General features: G+C 69.0%; 18 protein-coding genes and 1 pseudogene. 3 read left to right on the forward strand and 16 right to left on the reverse strand.

Going from position 1 to position 20,176, the window contains the following annotated elements; genetic code table 11:
* Nucleotides 1-328: 328 nt before the first annotated feature.
* Nucleotides 329-841, reverse strand: a complete 513-nt coding sequence (locus FHW79_RS25870) for a hypothetical protein (protein WP_183181559.1) — start codon at nucleotides 839-841, stop codon at nucleotides 329-331.
* Between the two features lie 257 nt (nucleotides 842-1,098).
* On the opposite strand from FHW79_RS25870, the gene FHW79_RS33365 reads away from it, so the two are divergent.
* From FHW79_RS33365 to FHW79_RS25880, 3 genes and pseudogenes are all read left to right on the forward strand, one after another.
* Nucleotides 1,099-1,221, forward strand: coding sequence for a hypothetical protein (locus FHW79_RS33365; protein WP_282184027.1), 123 nt, complete (start codon nucleotides 1,099-1,101; stop codon nucleotides 1,219-1,221).
* Between the two features lie 117 nt (nucleotides 1,222-1,338).
* A complete protein-coding gene (locus FHW79_RS25875) occupies nucleotides 1,339-2,712 on the forward strand; it encodes an ISL3 family transposase (RefSeq protein WP_183181560.1) in 1,374 nt (457 codons plus the stop codon).
* 200 nt (nucleotides 2,713-2,912) lie between these two features.
* Nucleotides 2,913-3,450 (forward strand): annotated as a pseudogene (locus FHW79_RS25880) (IS110 family transposase); the annotation flags it as partial.
* A 538-nt stretch (nucleotides 3,451-3,988) separates the two neighbouring features.
* Here FHW79_RS25880 and FHW79_RS25885 read toward each other — a convergent pair.
* From FHW79_RS25885 to FHW79_RS25955, 15 genes are all read right to left on the reverse strand, one after another.
* Nucleotides 3,989-4,777, reverse strand: coding sequence for a DUF2279 domain-containing protein (locus tag FHW79_RS25885; protein WP_183181562.1), 789 nt, complete (start codon nucleotides 4,775-4,777; stop codon nucleotides 3,989-3,991).
* Between the two features lie 489 nt (nucleotides 4,778-5,266).
* Entirely contained in the window at nucleotides 5,267-5,464 is a 198-nt protein-coding gene (locus tag FHW79_RS25890) for a hypothetical protein (protein ID WP_183181563.1), read from the reverse strand.
* A gap of 56 nt (nucleotides 5,465-5,520) precedes the next feature.
* The gene (locus tag FHW79_RS25895; RefSeq protein WP_183181564.1) at nucleotides 5,521-6,222 is read right to left on the reverse strand and encodes a cell wall hydrolase; all 702 of its coding nucleotides are present in this window, start codon (nucleotides 6,220-6,222) and stop codon (nucleotides 5,521-5,523) included.
* A 119-nt stretch (nucleotides 6,223-6,341) separates the two neighbouring features.
* The gene (locus tag FHW79_RS25900; protein ID WP_183181565.1) at nucleotides 6,342-6,803 is read right to left on the reverse strand and encodes a DUF4376 domain-containing protein; all 462 of its coding nucleotides are present in this window, start codon (nucleotides 6,801-6,803) and stop codon (nucleotides 6,342-6,344) included.
* Nucleotides 6,804-6,815: 12 nt separating this feature from the next.
* Nucleotides 6,816-10,634 (reverse strand): hypothetical protein, encoded by a 3,819-nt coding sequence (locus FHW79_RS25905; RefSeq protein ID WP_183181566.1) that lies wholly within the window; start codon nucleotides 10,632-10,634, stop codon nucleotides 6,816-6,818.
* Between the two features lie 3 nt (nucleotides 10,635-10,637).
* A complete protein-coding gene (locus FHW79_RS25910; RefSeq protein WP_183181567.1) occupies nucleotides 10,638-10,832 on the reverse strand; it encodes a hypothetical protein in 195 nt (64 codons plus the stop codon).
* Nucleotides 10,829-11,254, reverse strand: a complete 426-nt coding sequence (locus FHW79_RS25915; protein WP_183181568.1) for a hypothetical protein — start codon at nucleotides 11,252-11,254, stop codon at nucleotides 10,829-10,831. Before FHW79_RS25915 ends, FHW79_RS25910 begins: the two co-directional genes overlap by 4 nt.
* The gene (locus FHW79_RS25920; protein WP_183181569.1) at nucleotides 11,251-14,661 is read right to left on the reverse strand and encodes a DUF1983 domain-containing protein; all 3,411 of its coding nucleotides are present in this window, start codon (nucleotides 14,659-14,661) and stop codon (nucleotides 11,251-11,253) included. The genes FHW79_RS25915 and FHW79_RS25920 overlap by 4 nt, the downstream gene beginning before the upstream one ends.
* Nucleotides 14,661-15,077, reverse strand: coding sequence for a hypothetical protein (locus FHW79_RS25925; protein ID WP_183181570.1), 417 nt, complete (start codon nucleotides 15,075-15,077; stop codon nucleotides 14,661-14,663). Before FHW79_RS25925 ends, FHW79_RS25920 begins: the two co-directional genes overlap by 1 nt.
* Nucleotides 15,077-15,634, reverse strand: a complete 558-nt coding sequence (locus FHW79_RS25930; RefSeq protein WP_183181571.1) for a hypothetical protein — start codon at nucleotides 15,632-15,634, stop codon at nucleotides 15,077-15,079. Before FHW79_RS25930 ends, FHW79_RS25925 begins: the two co-directional genes overlap by 1 nt.
* Nucleotides 15,635-15,636: 2 nt before the next feature.
* The gene (locus FHW79_RS25935; protein WP_183181572.1) at nucleotides 15,637-16,242 is read right to left on the reverse strand and encodes a hypothetical protein; all 606 of its coding nucleotides are present in this window, start codon (nucleotides 16,240-16,242) and stop codon (nucleotides 15,637-15,639) included.
* On the reverse strand, nucleotides 16,239-19,187 hold the full coding sequence (locus FHW79_RS25940) for a phage tail length tape measure family protein (RefSeq protein WP_183181573.1): 2,949 nt from the start codon (nucleotides 19,185-19,187) through the stop codon (nucleotides 16,239-16,241). Before FHW79_RS25940 ends, FHW79_RS25935 begins: the two co-directional genes overlap by 4 nt.
* A 9-nt stretch (nucleotides 19,188-19,196) precedes the next feature.
* Nucleotides 19,197-19,379, reverse strand: a complete 183-nt coding sequence (locus FHW79_RS25945) for a phage tail assembly chaperone (protein WP_183181574.1) — start codon at nucleotides 19,377-19,379, stop codon at nucleotides 19,197-19,199.
* Nucleotides 19,379-19,753, reverse strand: a complete 375-nt coding sequence (locus FHW79_RS25950) for a gene transfer agent family protein (RefSeq protein ID WP_183181575.1) — start codon at nucleotides 19,751-19,753, stop codon at nucleotides 19,379-19,381. Before FHW79_RS25950 ends, FHW79_RS25945 begins: the two co-directional genes overlap by 1 nt.
* Nucleotides 19,754-19,761: 8 nt before the next feature.
* Nucleotides 19,762-20,175: a phage tail tube protein gene (locus FHW79_RS25955; protein ID WP_183181576.1), complete on the reverse strand. Its 414-nt coding sequence runs from the start codon at nucleotides 20,173-20,175 to the stop codon at nucleotides 19,762-19,764.
* Nucleotide 20,176 lies beyond the last annotated feature (1 nt).

The raw sequence follows: 20,176 nt of genomic DNA on the forward strand, positions 1-20,176 counted from the left end.
CAGGTGGGGGGGCAAGCCCGCGCTGTTCGGCCGGAAGAAGACGGCCGCCCGCGCGCTGTGGTTTGACCTGACCATCACCCTTGAACAGATCGAGGAGCACAGCGGCGTGACCCGCACCACGCTCTGGCGCGCGTTCGGGCCGCGCGACCGCCAGCCGAGCGAATCGCTGGCCGAATTCACCGCCCGGAGAGAGGGGAAGCGGGCGTGGACACCGAAGCGGAAGCGTTGGCCGGAGCCACCAAAATGACGTCGGGATCGGGCTCATGAACGAACCAAATTCCAGCGGGGCTTGGCCAGGGCAGAGGGGGCTCACACCCCCTCAGTGGGCTTAAACCCATTGCATCGTTTCCATCGAGCGCGCGTTCTCCAGCATAGCATTCAAGCTCGCGTCAAAGTTAGTTCTCTCGATATTTTCTGCCGCATCAAATTGGGCGCGCCGCATTTTGCAATACAACTCAAATTGATCTCGCTGGTGCTTAGCGAAGTCCGCGATAAACCGCTTGAAGCCTTCCTCTCCTGCCGGATACGAAAGCCGCGTACCGGGGAAAGGCAACGGAATGAAATACATCATTACCTCCTGCTTATGGTTGATCAACAATCGCTGATCCGACGTGATTAGTTGGATGCCTGGCCCCGGATGAAGGAACCGGATACCGGCGGCCTCGAACGCCGCAACCACTGCGGTGACGGTGCGGCCGTGCGCTGTCCGCGCCTCACCCTCCAGGTCTTGCACCGCACGACGGCTGACGCCAGCCCGCTCGGCGAGCGTCACCTGATCCCAACGTAGCAGTGCGCGTGCGGCGACGCAGAGGGGGCCGGATATGGTGGAATGGTCGTCCATGATGCAAAGCATAGACTCTATGTTTTCGCTCATCAAGCGCGAAATCATGGCATAGCATTGCGCTTTATGCGCTACAATGCCCTCACCAAGCGCGGCATATCCTCCGCCGCGCTCCTATTACGGCAGGCGCATAATCGAGGGAATGACCGTGGCCCAGTATGCCGACATGACCTGGGCGCGCCCGCGCCGTCTACGGAGCCGGCTGGCAGATCACCGACCGCTACACGGTCGTCTGCCTCGATCCGGAAGACGGAGAGATGGGGATCAAGCGCGACGGCCAGATCGTTATGCGCGGCATCCTCCCCGACGGGGCGGGCGACAGCCTCGCTCGCCGCGTCCGGGCCTGCATCAAGAAACTCGACGCGAAGGCGTCTCACTGACGAGGGATACTCAGGCGTTGACCTACACCTCACCACGATGCAGGGTGTGGTTGTACACGCCACCTTGGTGTTCTCACCTATCTGTGGCCGGAGTAACTGCGAACGGAACAGGTAGACGTGACCGATCTCCTCAACCTGCCCGGTCTCACCGTCGAGCAGGTGGTCGAGGACGAGCACCAGTACAGCATCAAGGTCGGTCGCCGGCGGGAGCGGACCCACTGCCCGCATTGCGGCTCGGTCGCCCTGCGTCCCAACGGGACGCGCGAGGTCCGCATCCACGACCTGCCCATCCACGGGAAGCGCGTCGGCATCTGGTTCGACCGGCAGCGCTTCCTGTGCCCCGATTGCAGCAAGAGCAGCGCCGACCAGCCGGACGCGCTGGACGCCGACCGGCGGATGACCAAGCGCCTTGTGGAGTGGATTGGCGAGCAGGGCCTGCGCCGGCCCTTTACTGCCATCGCAGACGACGTGGGGGTCGCCGAGGCAACGGTGCGCGACGTCTGGTCCGGCTGGACCGAGGAGCGCATCCAGGCTCTCAACATCCGCACCCCCACCTGGATGGGCTTGGACGAAATCCATCTGCTGGGCCAAACCCGTGGCGTGATCACCGACGTTGGTCAGCGGACGCTGGTCGACTTCCTGCCCAAGCGGGACAAGGGCACGGTGGCCCGCCGCATCGCCCGGATGCCGCACCGCGACCAGATTGAGTTGGTCACCATGGACATGTGGCGGCCCTACTGGACCGTGGTCCGCGAGTTGGTGCCCAAGGCGCAGGTCGTCGTGGACCGCTGGCACGTCCAGCGCTACGCGAACGAGGGCCTGGAGCGCGTCCGGAAGTCGCTGAGGGCGGAGTTGCCGAAGAAGCGGCGCATCGCCCTGAAGGATGACCGGAGGCTCTTGCTGAAGCGCGGCTGCGACCTGAAGGGCATGGAGCCGCTGATCGTGGAGGCGTGGTGCAACGAGTTCCCGCAACTCGGCGCCGCCTACCGGGCCAAGGAGGGGTTCGCCGCGATCTGGGGCTGGGGAAACGAGGCCGACGCGCGGGCCGGGTACGAGGCCTGGGTGCGCGACATGCCGGCGGACATCCGCCCGGCCTTCCAGCCGCTGATCACGGCCATCACCAACTGGGAAGCGGAGGTGTTCGCCTACTTCCGGCACCCGATCACCAACGCCTTCACCGAATGCATGAATGGCCTCATCCGCCTCGACTCACACGCCGGGCGCGGGTTCAGTTTCGAGGCACTGCGGGCGAAGATCCTGCTCAAGTACAGCGCAAAGCGGGCACCACGACCGAAGTTCGACAAAGCCCCAGCGTTCCCGGCGCCCTCTGGCCGGTCGTCCACCTTCTTCTGCATGATGTTGCCCAGCCGGGAAGAGGCGGCACGCTGGCCGATGTACGGGGCGGACCTGGACGAGCTGGCCGACCTCATCCAGGCCATCGAGCGGGGCACCGATCAACCGCGGGTGCCCTTCGAGGCGCTGCTTCGCTGAGGGTCAGATCAACCGCGAAATGCGAGTAGCCAAATTTCCTTAGCCGGGTGTGGGCGGGCAGCGCCGACCGCCCGAAAACCGATGAGGCGGCCATGGCATTCAGGTGATGTGGTGGAGTGCGCTTCCACCCTCTTGAAACGGCGGCACGCTGACGTCGTCGAAAAACCACTTCAGAATGGCCGCCGATGGGAGAACTGGCGATGACCGGTCTGGACTTGGCCAAGAACATTTTCCAGATTCATGGGATTGCTGCGGATGGAACGGTTGTGGCCCGCCGACCAGTTGCGCTGGGGCGAGGGTCTGAAGTTCTTCCAGATGGTGCCTCCTGGTTGGTCGGACTGGAGCCTGAGGTGCGGCGCATTATTGTGCGTGGGAGATCGCGGCGTTTGGACATACGGTGATGTTGATGCCGCCCGCCTACGTGACATCGTACGTGAAGCGGGGGAAGATCGGCGCCGCCGATGCCGAAGCGATCTGCGAAGCGGTCACACGGCCGACCATGCGTTTCTCGCAGAGTTCGGGATCATCGCCGCCAAAGGCTTTGGGAGCGTGAGGACGGCGACCGAGACCCTCCATGAGGCGCATGATCGTCTGCCAGAACTGGCGCGTTTGGCACTGCAAGGTATCGTCGGTCAACTCCAGCAGCTTGAGGCTGAAATCGCCCGGCTGGAGAAGCACATTCTCGCTTTGCATCGAAACAGTAAGAGCAGCCGGCGCTTGGTGATCATTCTCGGCATCGTCACGATCCGGGCGTGGCGGACGAGCGTCGTGTGGCCGGTCACCAGCAGATCGATGAACTGAAGGACATCAAGGTGTAGGCGGAGGGCGATGCTTTCCACGAATGGGAACAGGCCCGCAGGCACCGCTTTAGCGACGGACCTCACAATCGTCCAACTGCATGTGACGCCATGCATCACCGACGTGTGATGCCAACGTGGACAGCCACTGCCGTTGGATGCAGCAGAGATTAAAGGAAGTCAAGAACTTGGGAGCTGTCAGGGAAAATGGCGGAGGGGATGGGATTCGAACCCACGATAGGGGTTTGAGCCCCTATAACGGTTTAGCAAACCCATCCCCGAAGCTGCCCAACACCTCAGAAACCCTCTCAAAGCCTTTGTTTCTGCGGGTTTTGAGGAACGCAGCGCGCGCAATACGCGAGAACGAACGCGGTTCGCGAAGGCACGGGAGTCGGCACAGTTTCCACTCACCATGTTCGGCGTAGGTTCTCATAAGCCGTCATTATCAATACCATCCCGGATCGCTGCCCGATATACGATCATCGTTGGTCCAGGTTGCGGTCCAAGGTGACGTAGGTGTAGGGTACTTGCACGTAGTTCAGCACGCCGCCCGTATTGACATGCGGCGACAGCAGCTTGGTCAGGTTTAGCCCGAGGCCGATGTAGAGGTGCCGTTCCCGCTGATCGGCGGAGCCGGGCTGGTATTCGGCGTAGTTGCGGGCATAGTAGCCGACGTGGAACTCCAGATGCTTCAGCCAGGGGTTCTCGATCGCGTCGAAGCCGTCCGCCTTCACCGCCAGCAGGTACTTGGTGCGCTGGTAGTCGGTGGTGACGTCCACCTGGCGCTTGCCGCTCGGGAATGGGTTGTATTCGGCGCGGAAGTCTACCTTGCGCTTGATCTCCGGATATTCCCACAGCACGTAGCCCAGCGCCGCCCCCGCCACGTTGAACAGCATGTCCTGATAGGAAAAGCCGTAATCGTCGCTGAAGGCGTCGCCGACCTCGATCAGCCCCATGACGCCCAGCGACGATAACGCGCCGTAGCGCGCCGCCTCGGTTCGGTTGTAGCCGAAGTGCTCGTAGCGGTTGGCGAACAGGTGGCTGATCGCATAGCCCGACCACGCGTGCCCTAGCTTGTCGGCCCCACCTTCCGGCGTCGTTCGGCCAAACCAGCCCTCATCCTGGAAGCGCGGCCCGGACGTTCCCCAGTCCCAAGACCAAGCGCCCCACCCCAGCGCCACCGCGCCGACGCCCACATTCAGCCAGAAGGCCTTATCTTCGCGGGTCCAATCTGAAAAATCCCCGCGAATCCAATCCGCAGACCACACCCACCCTGGTCTGCAAACGAGGGCAAGCACGAGGAAAACCCGAGCCAGACGTTGCATCCCGCCTCATACCTAAACGGCACTACCCTCCACAAGTAGACCGGAGAAGATTTCGCATGTCCAGGGTTTGCGGCTTTGCCGCTGATCGGCCAAAGAACGAATTTCTTTTTGCCCCGGTAGATACTGCAAGGGCTGTCCTACGCAGAATGGCTTTTCCGGAAAACGGTGGACCTTGGTCTCCTCGCCCGCATCTGGTTCAAATGGTACGCCTTGAATTGACGGATGCACAATGGCAGCGGCAGCCCCCTCCGCAGATGAGCACCGGACGGGGTGTGTTTAGGCAAACCATTCACCGATGAACGGCTTCACCGCGTCTGCATCCAGCTACAGAGCCGCGCCCCGGTGAGGTTATGGACTAGGATCTGCTCCGCCGTGCCGTCGGTCAGCGCGTCGGCGCGGCTGATGTAGATCGGGCGCCATGCGGTGCATCCGTCAGTCGCGGGACCAGCCGTCGCGCAGCCGCTCAGCAGCACCGCCAGTGCGGCGCACAGCATCCTCGATCTCATGGCGAGCCTCGGCGTTTTGAAGGGCATCGGAAGCCGACTCGGCCGCGGCGTCCCGCCGGCCGGCTTGGCGCTGGGCAGCACCCCAGGCGGCGACCGCCGCCAGCACCGCGCCGGTGGCGATCATGACGGGTACCAGGCGCGCCCACCAACCCGAGACGATGGAGACGAGACCCGCCCACATCACGCGGACTCCCGGTTGGCCATCCAGCGCCGGTAGACCAGCACGCCGGCGCCGATCACCAGCACGGCAGCGATCGCCAAGCCCAGCGAGCCGCCCGGCAACAGGGCGAGGAGGCCGCGGAGCTGGGCGCCCAGGACCGCCACGTCGCCGAGCTGCTCCGACAGGTCGGCCAGGGTGGCCGCGCCGCCCACCGTGGCTGCTCCCGTGGCGCCGACGATGGCCACGGCCTTGCCCTTCGGCTTGGGTGCCGGCCCCTCCAGACGGAAGAAGCTGTGCCGACCGATCTCCGCGGTGGGCGCCCGTCCCTTGGCCCACTTCGTGCGGTCCTGGATGGCGGTGACCAGGTAGTGGTCGGCGCCGCCGGTCTCGTCCGCCAGTGTGCCGGCGATCGCCTGGCGCGCGATGGACAGGGCCAGCCGATAGGCTGGATCGGCCACGCCCACCCCCAGAAGCTTCGGGAGGTTGGGATCATTGTTCATCAGGCAGGAGAATTGCGCCCGCTGAAGGAGGACGGAACGCAGGTCGCGCCCCCACCACCGCGGGTTGGCGACTCGGGTCATGACGACGGCGGCGACGGCGCTCATGCCGGCGACGCCCTCTCCCCGCGCTTCACCCCACAGCACGCGGGCCAGGAGTTCGTCTTCGGGCATGGATTGCAGGCGCGCGGCGGCGTTCGCCGCGCCGATCGGCGTGGTGGCCATGGTGGACTCCAGGACAGGGGGAAAGGGTCAGGCGGTCAGGAAGGAAGCGCTTCCGACCGGCCGGGCAGAAAAAAGGCCGCTCGCGGCGGCAAGGCTTGGACTGTTGTCGCGCCGGACGCTCACGGCTCCCATGCCGCGTCGGACAGATGATCGACCGTCCCGCCGGCCCGGACGAGCGCCTTCAAGTCGCTTGCCTTGAAGATCAGGGCGCTGCGGAACGCCGTGTAGGCGTTGCCGAGACCGATCACCTCGGCCGCGGTCATCGGCACCCGGCTGTTGTCCTCGGCGATCCACACGAACCCGGCGGGCCACGGCGTGCCCGCAACCAGCGAAGCGAGGGCGGTGGCCCCGGCCCCGGTGATGTTGACCACGTCCTGCTCCCGGCACTGATACCAGACGCCATCGAACTGGAACCGGGTGTGCACGCGGCGGTCGCGCTCGCGGTCGATGGCGGCGCACACGTCCTCGGGCATCAGCAAGACCTCGCCGCGCATGGCGGCGAGGATGAAGGCGCGGCGCTCCGGGGTCACGTCGTCGCGGAAAACGTATTCCCCATCCGGGTCAATGCGGTATTCGAGCATGTGGGGAACCCCTTAGTAAGACGATGTGACGGTGAGGGACGTGTAGTAGGCGGGCAGAGAGAGGACGAAACCGTTCTCCGTCAAAACGGAGACGCCGAAGCTGTGCAGGCCGTCCGCAAGTGCGGTGGCATAGGTGGCGCTGACATGCGCGCGGCTGTTGCTGATGGAGGAAGCCGAACCGGGCGTGCCCACTCCCGGCGTGCCGTCGATCAAGTGATTGGCGTACAGGATGCAATTGCCCCCAGTGGCGGAGCCGGACACGCTGTAGTGCAGGACCGTGGTTTCGTCGCCCCACGTCAGGAGGTAGCTCCACAGGTTCGAGGCGTTCTGCCAGTTCCCGTTGCCGTAGTGGGTGACCGTGCCTGAGTTGGACACGATCATGCTGTAGGGGAGGCGGTTGAACCACGACTTGGTATACAGCGTGGTGCCGCCGTTGAAGGTGCCGCCGCCGCTCACCGTCGCCATGCCGACCAAGGTGCGGGTGGCGTCTCCCGTCTTGATGCGATGGCCGTGCGTGGTATCGACCGCCGGGGCGGTGGTGGACGCCTCCAACGTCATCGTCGCCCCGCTCATGTAGGCGTAGACGTAGCGGTGGGTGCCCGCTACGAACGCCGAGGGTGCCAGGAAGACGTGGGTGGAGGGGATCGTCTCCCAGCGCCCGTTGATGAACAGGTATTTGCCGTTGTAGCGGTACAGAGCCAGGGAGGTGGTTCCCTGAAGGCCGATGCGGCACTGGCCGAAGGCCATCGGGTCCAGGTACTCCAGCGCCGCCCCGCTCGCCGCGATCCGGGGCACACGGGAAGCGTTGCCGGTCATCTCCGGAATACGGAGGTCGGGCACGGTGATGTTGGCCGAGCCGTTGAAGAACACCCCGTTGATGGTGCGCACCGTTTGGAGAGTCGTCGCCGTGGCGGCGTTGCCGGTGATGCTGGCCGCCGCCGTGATGAAGCCGGGGCCGTTGGTCAATTGGCTGAGGTCGGTGAGGGTGCCCTTGTGCCACACGTCGGCGCTGCCGACCTTGACGTTGCTAGCCGTCACCACGCCGAAGGCTGCCCCACCGTTGGAGTCGCGCTGCACCAGTGCGCCCGCCGTGGCCGCGGCGGTGGCGCCGCCGAGCATTTGCCTGTCCGCGGCCGCCATCAGGCCGTTGGCGGCGACGGTGGCCACCGCCGTGCCGGCCTTGGTGGCGGGGTCGAAGTTGCCGGCGGTCCAAACCTTGTTGCCGTCGATGGTCACGTCGCCGACGGTGGGCACCCACAGCCGGACCGTGCTCCCGCCGCCGCCCAGGCCGACGCCGTTGGAGCCGTCGCCGTCAACACCCGAGCCGAACTGGACGAAGCCCTGATCGGTGACATCGACGCGGCGCTGAAGGCGCCAGGCGGCCGACGTCCAGTTCACGCCCGCCTGCACGCGGACGAGCTTGGCGCGCAGGAAGTCGGCGTTGCCATCGTTGGCGCCCAGTTCGCTGACCTTGATCTCCGTCCCTACGGCCGTGCCGAGTTGGCCGAGGGCGACCTGCACCGGCACGCTGAACGTCGCCGCTGTCGGCGCGAGGCCGGAGCGCCCCACGTCCAGCCACGTCCGGGCGTCACCACCGGCGTCGTTGACCGTCTGGAGGGCGAGCTTGCCGTTCTCGGCGATGGCCCTCCACCGTCCGGCGTCGGCCGGCTGGTCCGTTTCCGACCAGTGGAGGGCCGGCGCCGGCCCCTTCAGGTCGGCGGCGGTCGCGGCGATCGCGCCGTTGGCATCCCGCTGCACCACGCCGCCGGCCGTCGCCGTGGTGGACTGGTCGGCCGTGGTCAGCAGGCGCCCCAAGTTGGCCGCCGCACGCACGGTGGCGCTGTCGGCGCCAGGGTCCGCTTGCCCGGTGGCGATGGCCGAGGTCCACGCGCCGTTGCACTGAACCTTGAAGTTGAACGGGGCGTAGGGCTGACGCTTGGCATAGACGGCGTAGGTGTAGCGGTCGCCGTCGCCCTGCACGAACTTGACCGCATCGAACAGCACGGTGCCGAGGTGGGCGAACTGGCCTTCCATGTTGGCGACACCGGGCAGGCCGTTTCCCATCGTCGCAACGATCGTGGTCAGCCCGGCGCGCGTGTTGGCCGTGTCGTTGCTGAAGTCGAAGCTACCGGCCGCCTGGATCAGCAGGCGCCGTCCCTGCGCCGTTGCGCCGTTGGCGTTCCAGGTGCCGAGCTTCACCCACTCCCCGCTCGCGCCGTTGGCCGGAACCTCGATGCCCTCTTCCCAGGACAGTCCGTCGAGCTTGTCCGCGTCGATGCCCGAGCCGGTGCCCTTCACCCAGGCGAAGGTGCCCGCCCCGGTCGCCTTCAGCAGCTTGTCCACGTCGCCGCCGCCCGGCACGGGCACATGGATGGTCGCGTTGTCGAGGTGCTGGTCGATGTCCGCGTGGCCGTGGGTGCCGACGTTGGCCAGCGTGCCATGGTCGATCTTCGACGGGTCGATGCCGAGAAAGGCGAGGTTGGCGGCGTCATCGAGCCTGACGGTGAGCGCCGGGCTTTCCGTGGCTACCGCGCGTGCTATCGAAGAGAAGGTCACCCGGCGCGTGGCCTGATCGAAATTCACGATCATCCCGGCGCCCTGCACCAGGTGCAGCGTTTCGCCGGCGGCCTGCGCGGTGATGCGCGTCGCCGCTCCGTCGCCGACGTTGGAGAAGGTGGAGCCGGTGGCGATCGTCTGCGCGGTCATCGCGTAGCCGCGCGCCAGCTCCATCCAGTGATAGGAGCTGTACCCGCCGGAGACGACGGGCACGCCCGCCGGGTTGTTCGCCCAGGCATTCGCCGTGGCCGCGGACTCCGCCGCCTCGTTGCGGCGCTGCTCCGCCACCACCTGCGCCGCCACGGCCTGCACTTTGGCGTTCACGCTGTCGGTGGCGGCGTTCTGCGCCGTGCCGGCGGCGTCGGTGGCGGTGCGCGCCGCCGCGGCGGCGGTCCCGGTGGAGGCCACCACGGTGTCGCGGGCGGTCTGCGTCTCGCCGGCCAGCACCACCACCCGGTCCCGCGCCTCCAACACGGTGGCTTTTGCCTCGACCGCCCCGTCGCGGGCGGTCAGGGTCTCCGACTTCGCCGCGGTGACGATGGACACCACAGCCTCGGCGCCGGTGCGGGCCTGCACCGCCGTCTCCGCGTGGTTGGCGGCGGCGGCCGCGGCGTCCAGCACCTCCACCGCCTTGCGGCCGGCCAGGTCGGCCGACGCCGCGGCGCTCGCCATCGCCTCGCCGGCCGAGATCCCGCTCTGGTGTGCCGAGTCGGCGTAGTCCTTCAGCGTGACGGCCGCGGAGGCCGCCACGTCGGCGGCGCGCTGCGCGTCGGCGATGTCGTCCCGGATGGCGTCGACCACCTGCTGCACGTTGTTGAGCAGGCCCTCGTCGATCAGCCCGAGCAACCGGCCGGGCGAGGTGACCAGCCGAGTCACGCCCTTGCTGTCGGTCAGCGGATACTTGCCGTCGCCGTTCGGCCCGCCGTCCGGCTCGCCGGCCACCCAATCGTCGTATTGGTCCTCGCGCACCTGCCACTTGCCGACCATGGCCATCAGCTCGGCGGCGATCTCCGCGTTGCTCATGGTAGCGGTGGCGAAGATGATCGCGTAGGGCTGGCCGCTGCCCTCCAAGAGGGTTTCGACGCTGGCCTCGTAGGGACGATCCAACGTCAGGTGGCGGTCATCGGCGACCTCCACCACCTCGTAGAGCCGGACGAAATCGGTGGTGAAGGTGGCGCCGGGGCGCACCGCCCCCGCCCAGCTCGTGCCGTTTCCCACAACGCCGGCCGATCCGGTGGCCAGCGAAACGGTGCCCGTGCGATACCAGCCGGCCATGATTCAATCCTCGGGATAGGGGTAGCGGGCGCGGATCGCCGCGAAGTCGGCGAGCATGCGGTCGCGTTTGGTGGGGTCGGCGCGCAGCTCGGCGTCCTGCTGCGCCTCCAGTTGCCGGTGCACCGGCCACGCTGCGAGGAAGGCGGCCTCGCGCAGCGCGGCGATTTCCGCGCGGGTGCGGATCTTCACCGTCCTCATGCCGGCACCTCGATGGCGAAGGTCGCGTCGAGGTGCGGCCAGGCCGTGACGGCGATGCGGTAGAGGCCGGGAACGTCCCGGTACTCGAAGGCGCCGTCCGTCACCTCGTAGGTCTCGGACGTGCCCAGCGCCACGCAGGTGACCGTCACGGTGGCCGGGATCGGCAGGGATTGCAGGCTGGCAATCACCGGCCTGCGGCGCACCATGATCTCCTCGCCGGTCAGGTCCACGTAGTCGCACAGCGGATCGGCGGCCTGCGGCAGGATGCCGGCGTCTCCGGGTTGGAGCTGGTGCCGGTAGTCGGACAGGGCGCACCCGCCGGTGCAGAGGATTCGCCCCTGCGCGTCGAAGCGGGTGAACCGCGCAGCAGTGGGCGGCGGCACGAACCAGGTGCCGCCCGGAAGCGTCGGGAGGTCGGTCATTTGCGAAGCTCAATGGCGACGATGAAGAAGGTGCCGCTTCGGCCGGCGAGTCCGGCGTGGGCGTTGGTGAGGATGCTGGTGCCCGCCGGCGGCTGCACGACGCGGACGGAAGCGAAGACGTTGAACGCGTCCTGCTGCACCGAGCAGATGAGCGCCACCGGCTTGCCGGTGGTGGTGATGGCGCAGGACGCCCCGCCGCTGCCCGATCCCCAGGCCATGTTGCCGGCGGCCAGATCCTCGATGGACCGGCCCTTGATGGTCAGGTTCTTGATGTGGGCGTCTTCGATCTCGGCGAAGCCGATGTGCGCGTTCTTGATGGCCGCGTGGGCGATCTTGGCCGAGACGATGCTGGCGTCCTGGATGAAGGCGCTGGACATGGAGATACGGGCCACGCCGCCCACCGTGCCGATCACGAAGGGATAATCGGCGCTCTTGCCCGGCTGGCCGACGATGAAGCGGTCGGCCTTCACTACGAACTCCGACACGATACCTTCGGTGGTCGGGAAGCTGGCCAACCCGAAACCGCTCACCCAACCGTTGACATCGACCTTCACCACGTACTGCGCCGACAACCCGTTGAGCGTGCCCGCCTGCGCCTGGATGGATGCGCTGTTGCCGTCGACCGTCGTGTTGAGCGTCGTCACTCTCTGCGACAGCGCATCGTCCTTCGTCGCCCGCGTGGTGATTTCCTCGCTCAGCGAGGCCGTCACGCCGGCCACCTTGACGGCCACGGTGTCGAGCGACTTGGCCAGGGCGCCGACCGCGCTGACCCGCTCCTCCTTTTCGCTGGCGATCGCCGAGGTGTTGTCCCCCACCGTGCTGGTCAGCGTCTCCACCTGCCCGGTCAGGGCCTCCAGCCCCGACGCGGAGGCGGTGATGCGCTGTTCATAGGCGGCCAACGTCCGATCGTAGGCGGCGACGATGGTGTCCGTGCGGCTGGCCTGCGCGGTAAGGGCGTCGCCGTGCGCGGTCAACGTCTCCTGGATGCCGGCGAGGCTGGTGTCGTAGCTCGTCACGATGCCATCGATGCGCGTCGCCGTGGCGCCGTCGGCCGCGCTCAGCGCGGTCAGCGACTCGGTGACGCGGGCGAAGGAGGCGTCGTACTGCGCCACCACCTCGGTGACCTGTTCGGCGAGGGCTTGGCGGTCGGTGACCTCCTGCGTGATCCGTGTGGTGACCTCCGCCACGTCGGCCTCGCGCCGCCCCACCTCGGCACGGATGCGATCATAGCCGGCCTGGATGCGCGCGGTGGCCTGCGCCACCACCTCCGCCACCGTCTCGACGCCCTGGATCTTCTCGGCCAGCAAGGGCACCAGGTGCGACTCCGCGATCATGCGGTCGACCATGTCCTGGTGCGACAGTTGCGCGGTGGTGCCGGCGGTGCCGATGGCGGCGTTGAAGTCGCCGGCGTTGCCGCTGCGGTCGATGGCGCGGACCCAGTAATAGCGGGTGACCAGCCCGCCCAGGCCGTGCCGCACGAAGTCGGTGCCGCGCACCTTGGCGATCGGCGCGGCGTCCTCCAACCGCGGCGTGGCCGACTCCCACACCTCGATCAGGTCCAGATCCCGGTCGGCCGGCAGGCGCCAGGTGAGGGCGATGCAGCGGATGCCGCCGATCGCCGCCAAGCCCGTGGGCGGCCCCGGCGGCTCGCTGTCGCCGGCGGCGTCGGCGGGGGAGGCGTAGGCCCAGGCGGAGCGCATCCCCAGGGACGAGACCGCCCGCACCCGCACCTGGTAGTTCACGCCCGGATCGACGGGGGCGATGACGTGCCGGCGGTCGGATGCCCTGGCACTGGACCACGCCGCGGCGCCGGCCGGGCGCCACTGCACCTCCCACTCCCCCACGAAGGCGTCCGCCGCCACCGTCCACGCGACCTCCAGCGCCGGCACGCTGGTCCCGTCCGGCTGGATCGTCGCGCTGGGCGTCACCGTCACCGAAAGCGGCGCGGTCGGCACCAGGCCGGGGAGGCTGCTGTTGGGCGCCGGGTCGACGGTCCATTCCTCATCGGCCAGCCAATCGAAGACGCTGGCGTCGGTCTCGCGCAGCACCAAGTCGACGCCGATCACCGGCACGCCGTCCGCTCCGGCCCGCGCCGCCAGGGTCCATTCCACCACCTCGAAGGGTTTGGCCGCCCAGCCCATGCGCGTGTTGGAAACGCGGATCACGTCGCCGGCTTGGCAGCGCATGGCGGCCAGGGTCGCCGGCACCGCGACGGTGAGCGGCTGGCGGGCGCGCAACAGCTCGATCTTGGCGAGGCGTTGCGCGGCGCTGCCGCTGATCGTGTAGGGCAGCGGGTGATCGCGCCACACGCGCTCCCCGCCCATCTCGGCCATGGCGGCGTCGCTGGCCACCGCCGGGTAATCGGAGGGTTGCCAATGGTTGTCCGGCGAGACGTACACGCCCTTGACGCCGTTGAACGCCTCACGCCGGGACACCCGCGTGGCGATCCGGATCGGGCCGGTGATGTCGCCTTCCGCCAGGGACCTGCCGGGCGTCTGCCAGGCGCCCGCCAGGAGGCGCCATTTCCCACCAGCGTAGACCAGCCGGCCGCCGCAAGCCGTCAGCAACTCCTGAAGGATCTGTTGGGGCGGGCGGGCGGTGTCGATCAGCCCGTCCACCGTGTAGCGCGGCTCCGCGCTGCCGTCCGCCCGCAACACCCCCTCATCGCTCACGTTGGCCGCGGCGGCGAAGAAGGAATCGTCGATTTCGTCGGCGCCGACGCCAAGCCCCAGCGGATGGCGCAGGTACCAGCGGATGGCCAAGGCGGCGTTGCGGCTGTAGCCGGTGGCCCCGGTGCGCGGGTCGGTCAGCTCGTCCGCCCCTTCGACATCGCAGGAGATGGAGGGCAGGCCGCCGGGCCAGGCCTGATCGCTCCACTTCAGCCGCACGTAAAGGTAGGCGATGCCGCGCAGGCGGTGCTCCGCCGTCCATTTCCCGTCGCTTTCCGCCGTCAGGTCGGCGTCGGCGGCCTGATCGGCGGTCCCCAGGTGGCGGTTCACCCTCACCAGCCCGACGAAGCGGGCGTCGGTTTCGGGCACGTCATCGAAATAGACGGTGCCGATGCTGCGGAGCCGGTTGCTGGCCAGGGCGATGACCAGATGCAGATACTCGTTGCCGTTGGAGCTGTGGACGAAGACCAGCGGCCCGGAGACCCGCGCCCGGCCGACGATCAGCCGGCGGGCCACCACCGGTTGGCGGATCATCAGCGTGCGGTCCTCGCGCAGCGTGGCGGTGGGCGCCTTGGCCTTCGGGGACAGGGCCTGGCTGGCCAGCCCCAGCACCATCGAGGCGCCGAAGTTGACGGCGAAGGTGGTGAGGATGGAGCCGGCGATCAGCGTTCCGGCGACGGCCGCCGACGCGGTGCCGACCGCGGCGGCCACGGCGGCTCCAGCGGCAACGACGGGCATCAGCCGATCCTCCAGGCATGGCGCGCCCGCGCCAGGGGGAGCGAGACCAAGCCGGCTTCTCCGGGACAGGCCACCGCCCGGCCGGTCAGGTCCACCACGCCGCAGGCCAGGCGACCGCCCGGCCCATCCTCGATCAGCACGATGTCGCCGCGCTGGGCGAGCAAAGGCGCGATCGGCGCGCCCAGCAGCGCGGTGCAGCCATTGGCCAAGCCACCCAGCGGCTTCAGCAGCCGGGCAGCACCACGAGCGGAGCGGTAGCGGCCCCGGAACGGCGCCAGCGGGTCCGTGCCGGTCAGGACCTGCACGGCGTCGGCGGCGAGGATGCAGCAATCCCAGCGCCCCCACGAAAAAGGCCGCCCGCGGGCGGCCTCCAGGAAGGTGTGCAGCCGGCTGGGCCAATCTTCGAAGCGGGTCATCAGCGCCCCCACTTGATGCTCTGGTTCTGGATCGCCGGCACGTATTCCAGCCCGCGGTCGCCGGGGTATTCCGTTTGCTGATCCTCATGCTCGTAGCGGCGCTCGCGCGTCCGCTCCAGGTCGATCAGCCGGCTCTCCACGGCCACCTCGATGGTGGCGGTGTCGCCGCCCTCGGTGATCTCCATCACGTCGCAGCGCCCGCCGAACACCTCGTAGGGGTCGCCGATGACGACGCCGGTGTCGACATCGAGGGCGCCGAACAGCAGGCGCACCGGCCGGCCCTGGTAGGGTTCGCGCAGGGCCAGCCCCACCATGTCGGAGGGGATGCCGGACAGGGCGAAGGTGGCGCCGGTCGCGCGCAACTCCTGAGTCTCGGCGATCGTGGACACGCTCAGCAGATGGCCGGTGCCGTACCAGGTCAGCCCGGCCCAGCTCAACTCGCCATAGCCGGACCACAGGCGCACGGGGCCGCTGTCGAACAGAGCCTCGGCGAGCATGATGGGGGCGATGACTGGCGCCGTGACGGCGGCGGCCATGCCGGCGGTCAGGTCGCGCATGGTTACAGCGCCTCGATGCAGGAGAAGGAAAACCCGTAGACCCCGGCGGCGTCGGCGTCCCATCCCGCGTCGTTGGAGGCCAGCCGGAACAGGCCGCGGGCATCGCGGGTGATGACGCCGCCGCCGTGGGGCGGCGCACCGCGCAGGGGCGGCTCGATGGTGAGTGCCGCCACGCCGCTGCCGTCGCTGGCCGCGTCGGCCACCACCATGTGCAGGCGGTTGCCGGGCAGCTCGATGTAATCCCCGGCGCGCAGGATGCCGGCGATCCACGGTGCCCAGCCGGCGGTGACCAGCGTGTTGCCCTTCTGCCCGGCCGCGTTGACGTAGGGCGCCCCGGCCGCAACGCCCCGCGGGACGCGGGCGTCCGGATCACCCATCAGGAAGGTGCCGCGCCGGCCGCGCAAGCCCAGGAGAAAGCCCTGCCACGCCCCGGCCTTGTCGCGCTTCATCGGCGGCAGGGAGATGTCGGCCTCCCACCACGCGCCCTGGTGTTCCTGGACCTGCTGCTGCCCGGTGAAGGGCGAGGTCGCCACCGCCACCACCCGGCGCAGCCGGAAGGCGGAGCGCGACGGGGCCGGCGTAAGGGGAGGAATCAGCGGATAGGTCATCGGCGCACCCCGCGTTGCATGCGGTCTTCGACCGCGGCCACCGTGGCCGCCTTGAGCTGGGGCAGCATGTTGAGGACTTCGGCGCGGGCGGCGGCGTTGACCCCGACGCCGAAATGCATGGTCTGCTGCACGACCACCGTTTGCCCACCGCCCCCGGACGGCGTGGCGCCGCCGCGCAGCTCGGGCACCCGCGGCAGGATCACGCCGGGCACCTTGGGCACGAACAGCTCCGGCCGCTTCTCGCCGACGATGTAGGCCTCGTTGGGGTTGACCGGGCCGCCGGCCGCCCGGAACTGCGGCCCGTTGCCGACGCCGCCGAAGGTGCCGCCGGCGCCGGCCAGGTTGCCCGCGCCGTGCGTGCTGGCGGCGGAGCCGCCGAACAGGCTTCCCAAAAAGCCGGCGGCGGTGGTCAGGGTCGGCGCGGCGGAGCCGAGGAGCGCGTTCTTCAGCGGGTTGACGGCCGACAGCTTCACGAACTCCTGCATCAGCTCGCTGACCACGGCTTTCCCGATGTTGCGCAGGGAGGCGAAGGCGTCCTCGCCATTCATGGCCATCTCCGTCATGGCGGAGCCGATGCGGTCGAAGGCCTGTTCGCCGAAGTCGCCCAACTCCTGGAAAAGCGCCTCTTGCTGGGCGAGGGCCTCGTTCGCCTTGTCCAGTTCGGCGAGCTTGGCCAGATAGGCCTCGTAGGCTTGCCGGTAGCGGATCGTGCCGGCCTCGCCCTCGCGCAGCGCCAGGCTGTGGGCCTGCTGTGCCCGCACCGCTTCGGCCAGCACGCGCGGCCCCTTGCCCACGGTGTCGATGAGGGCGAGCTGGGCGGCGATCTGGCGGTCGAGGTCGGCGGTCTGCTCCGCCCGGATGCCGCGCAGCGTGGCCGCTTCCTCACGCTCGCGCGCGGCGCGGGTCGCCGGCCCCAGGCCGGTGGGCGCCGCGGCGGCGACGTCGTTTTCGATCTGCGCCCGGCGCTCCGCCGCCTCGCCCTTCCCGGCGGCCTTGGCCAGCCGCTCGGCGGCCTCGGCCTGGAGGGTGAGCTGGCGCACCGCGTCGCCGGTCGCCGCCGTCTGCTGCGCCGTCACCGCGACGGTGGCGGCGCGGATCTTGGCGTCCTTCTCCGACGCCGTGAGGGAGGCGTCGAGAAGATCGATGCGGGCCTGCTCCTGCGCAAGGTAGCGGCTGCGTTCCCGCTCCCCCATGCCGGCGGCCTTGGCCTGCGCCTCGCCCAGCTTCTGCGCCTTCAGGGTCTCGACGCTGACTCCGGCGCGCTGCGCCTCCTCCAGCCCGGCCAGGCGGTTGCGCGCCCGCTCCAACCCCGCCGACACCTGACCGGGATTGGCCACCTCCGGGTTGCCGACGCCACGCTCCAGGTCGGAGATCCGCTGTTGCATCTCGGCGATGTCGCCGTGCAGCGGGTCGAGGGAGCGCGCGGCGTCGCCGGCCACCCGGCTGCCGGCGACGCGGCCCTGATGGTCGGCGACGAGGGCCGCCTGTTCGCGCGCCCGCGCCCGTTCGGCGGTGCGCCGGGCCAGCTCCGCATCAACGTTCGCCAAATCGTCGGACGGCCCGCGTCCCATGCCGGGTGCGGCATAGCGGGAGTCGATCGGCACGGCGTCGGCCCCGGCCTGGCCGCCGGTCTCCGCGTCCACCCGGTCCGCATCGAGCTTGCGGGCGGCCAACAGGTCCCGGCGTTTCGCCTCCAAGCGCGCGATGGCTTGGTCGTTGGTCTCCGGCGCAGTGGCCCGGCCGGCGGCGTCGAAGGCATTGGAGATGGCGCGGGCCACGCGCTCCCAGGCCTGCGCCAGCGAGGACAGCCCGTCGCGGGCCAGGCTCCCGACCCGCGCGTTGAGGGCGTCCATCAGCAGTTTTTGCGCTTCGGTCGCCCGCCCCTGACGGGCCAGCGTCCGGATGTGCTCAAGCTGCTTGTCGGACAGCAGGTTGAAGGCCTTGGCCAGCTCCTCGGCGCCGCGCACCGGATCGCTGAACAGCTTGGCCAGATCCGCCGTGGCCTCGGCGGTGTCCTTCCCGGTGGCCACCGCGTAGCCGCGCGACAGGGTGATGAGGCCCTCCATCACCTCGGTGCCGATCTTGCCGGTGCGGAGATAGGCGGCCTCCTGCTCACGCGCCGCCCGCACGGAGATCCCGCCGGCGTCGGCGGCCCGCCGCGCGATCCGTTCGAGCTGGTCACCGGTCAGGCCGATGGTGCCGCCCATCACCTGGTTGGCCACCGTCACGGCGCGCATCGACGATTGATAGGATTGGTTGGCCACCACCAGGGCGCCGACCGCGACGGCGACGCCGGCGATGGCCGCGGTCATGGCGGTGATGCTGAAACTGAAGGCTTGGGCGACCTGCGGTCCCTGCTGAAGGGCAATTTGCAGCGGTGACATGCCGGACCCCAGCGAGGCCACCACGTCACTGGCCGTGTACTTCAGCGTCTGCATCTGCATGGTGGAGAGTCCGGAGGCCTTCGCCGCCCCGGTGGCCGCCCGCTCCATGCCGCGCAGGGAGGCGATGCCGGCGTCGTAGCTGCCCTTGGCCCGCTTCACCGCGTCGGCGTGTTCGGCCTGGCTGATCGCCCCCACCTTCAGCGCACGGTCGGCTTCCGCCACCGCCGCGGTGTAGGTCTGTTCCAGCTTGGCTGCCGGCACCAGCTTGGCCCGCATGTCATCCAGGGCGCGGCCATACGCCTCGATGTCGGCCGCCCGGTCGCGGGTGGGGCCGCGGGTCACGCCGGTGAGGGCGTTGACGCGCTCCTGCGCCTTGGCGATGCCGGCGTAGGCGTTGGTGACGCCGGCGGCCATCTGCCGCGCGGCCTGTTCGGCGCGGGCGGCGGACCGCTCGATGCCGCCGGCCGTCTGCCCGACCGCCTTGTCCGCCCGCGCCAGCTCCGACCGCAACAGGGCGGTGGAGGCCTCGATCCGGACGAGAAGGGATGCGACCTCAGTCATCGGCCACCTTTAGGCAACTCCGGCCCGTTCCAGCGCGACGCGGAAGTCGGCGAAGCGCTCGCGCCGTTCTTCGGCGAGGGCGTCCTTGTCGCCCTGCGCCAAGGCCCAGCCGTCCAGCGCGGTGAACAGCTCGTGCGGCGTGGCGGCCCAGAACTCGGCGGGCCGCCAGCCGATGGCGCAGGCGTGTTTCATCAGGCGGCGGAAGGGGATTCCCCGGTCACCGCCGCCCCGGCTTCCCCCGGTTCGGGGTCCTTGCCGCCGGTCAGCGCGTGCTTCAGCAGCTTGGCCACCACCGGAATCACTTCGACCTGGCCGTCGGCGACGATCAGCCGGCCGGCGTCGGCGTCGGTCATCGTGGCGCCGCCGGCGCGGGCCGCGGCGCCGACGATGGCGGCCAGCTCGGCGACGCGGAACGCCGAGGCCCCGAGGCGCATCAGGATCTCGGTGGTGCCGCGGCCCAGCCGCTCCTCCCACTCGACAATGGCCTCGTAGGACGGGCGCAGCGCGACGGAGGTTCCGCCCAGCACCAGGGCGACCTCGCCGCGGTGGGGATTGGCGTTGCTCATGGTGTGCCTCACGGGATCGCGGCGAGGGCGCCCGCCGGCGTCAGGGTGATGGAGTAGGTGACGGCGTCTTCGGCCGGCGCGCTCACGTTGAACTGCGTGACGTAGAAGTCGCCGCCGTAGCCGTTGCCGGCGGCGTCGAAGACGATCTGGCAGGCGTGGGCGCTGCGCGTCCGCCACGCCGCTTCCAGCGCGTCAAGGTGGGTGCGGCTGGTGCGCAGCTTGCCGGAACACGAGACCTGGCCGCTGATCGTGGTCGGCATGCCGGTCTGCCAGCCGCCGTTGTCCTTGGCCGTGGTGTTGGCGACGTTGGTGGAGCCGTCGAAGCTGGTGTCGGTCTGGCCTTCCAACGTGGTGTAGGAGGCGGGCGCGGAAGCCGTGTTGCCCACCTTCAGCAGGCATTCGGTGCCGGGGATATCAGCCATA

The organism is Azospirillum sp. OGB3 (genome assembly GCF_014192915.1).
Classification (GTDB): domain Bacteria; phylum Pseudomonadota; class Alphaproteobacteria; order Azospirillales; family Azospirillaceae; genus Azospirillum.

What these genes read in the sequence shown, in the direction of transcription:
- FHW79_RS25890 (WP_183181563.1), bottom strand. Translation starts at nt 5,464, where the DNA reads ATGATCGCCACCGGCGCGGTGCTGGCGGCGGTCGCCGCCTGGGGTGCT.
- FHW79_RS25920 (WP_183181569.1), bottom strand. Translation starts at nt 14,661, where the DNA reads ATGCCCGTCGTTGCCGCTGGAGCCGCCGTGGCCGCCGCGGTCGGCACC.
- FHW79_RS25870 (WP_183181559.1), bottom strand. Translation starts at nt 841, where the DNA reads ATGGACGACCATTCCACCATATCCGGCCCCCTCTGCGTCGCCGCACGC.
- FHW79_RS25905 (WP_183181566.1), bottom strand. Translation starts at nt 10,634, where the DNA reads ATGGCCGGCTGGTATCGCACGGGCACCGTTTCGCTGGCCACCGGATCG.
- FHW79_RS25925 (WP_183181570.1), bottom strand. Translation starts at nt 15,077, where the DNA reads ATGACCCGCTTCGAAGATTGGCCCAGCCGGCTGCACACCTTCCTGGAG.
- FHW79_RS25945 (WP_183181574.1), bottom strand. Translation starts at nt 19,379, where the DNA reads ATGAAACACGCCTGCGCCATCGGCTGGCGGCCCGCCGAGTTCTGGGCC.
- FHW79_RS25940 (WP_183181573.1), bottom strand. Translation starts at nt 19,187, where the DNA reads ATGACTGAGGTCGCATCCCTTCTCGTCCGGATCGAGGCCTCCACCGCC.
- FHW79_RS25955 (WP_183181576.1), bottom strand. Translation starts at nt 20,175, where the DNA reads ATGGCTGATATCCCCGGCACCGAATGCCTGCTGAAGGTGGGCAACACG.
- FHW79_RS25950 (WP_183181575.1), bottom strand. Translation starts at nt 19,753, where the DNA reads ATGAGCAACGCCAATCCCCACCGCGGCGAGGTCGCCCTGGTGCTGGGC.
- FHW79_RS33365 (WP_282184027.1), top strand. Translation starts at nt 1,099, where the DNA reads ATGGGGATCAAGCGCGACGGCCAGATCGTTATGCGCGGCATCCTCCCC.
- FHW79_RS25915 (WP_183181568.1), bottom strand. Translation starts at nt 11,254, where the DNA reads ATGACCGACCTCCCGACGCTTCCGGGCGGCACCTGGTTCGTGCCGCCG.
- FHW79_RS25910 (WP_183181567.1), bottom strand. Translation starts at nt 10,832, where the DNA reads ATGAGGACGGTGAAGATCCGCACCCGCGCGGAAATCGCCGCGCTGCGC.
- FHW79_RS25930 (WP_183181571.1), bottom strand. Translation starts at nt 15,634, where the DNA reads ATGCGCGACCTGACCGCCGGCATGGCCGCCGCCGTCACGGCGCCAGTC.
- FHW79_RS25900 (WP_183181565.1), bottom strand. Translation starts at nt 6,803, where the DNA reads ATGCTCGAATACCGCATTGACCCGGATGGGGAATACGTTTTCCGCGAC.
- FHW79_RS25935 (WP_183181572.1), bottom strand. Translation starts at nt 16,242, where the DNA reads ATGACCTATCCGCTGATTCCTCCCCTTACGCCGGCCCCGTCGCGCTCC.
- FHW79_RS25895 (WP_183181564.1), bottom strand. Translation starts at nt 6,222, where the DNA reads ATGGCCACCACGCCGATCGGCGCGGCGAACGCCGCCGCGCGCCTGCAA.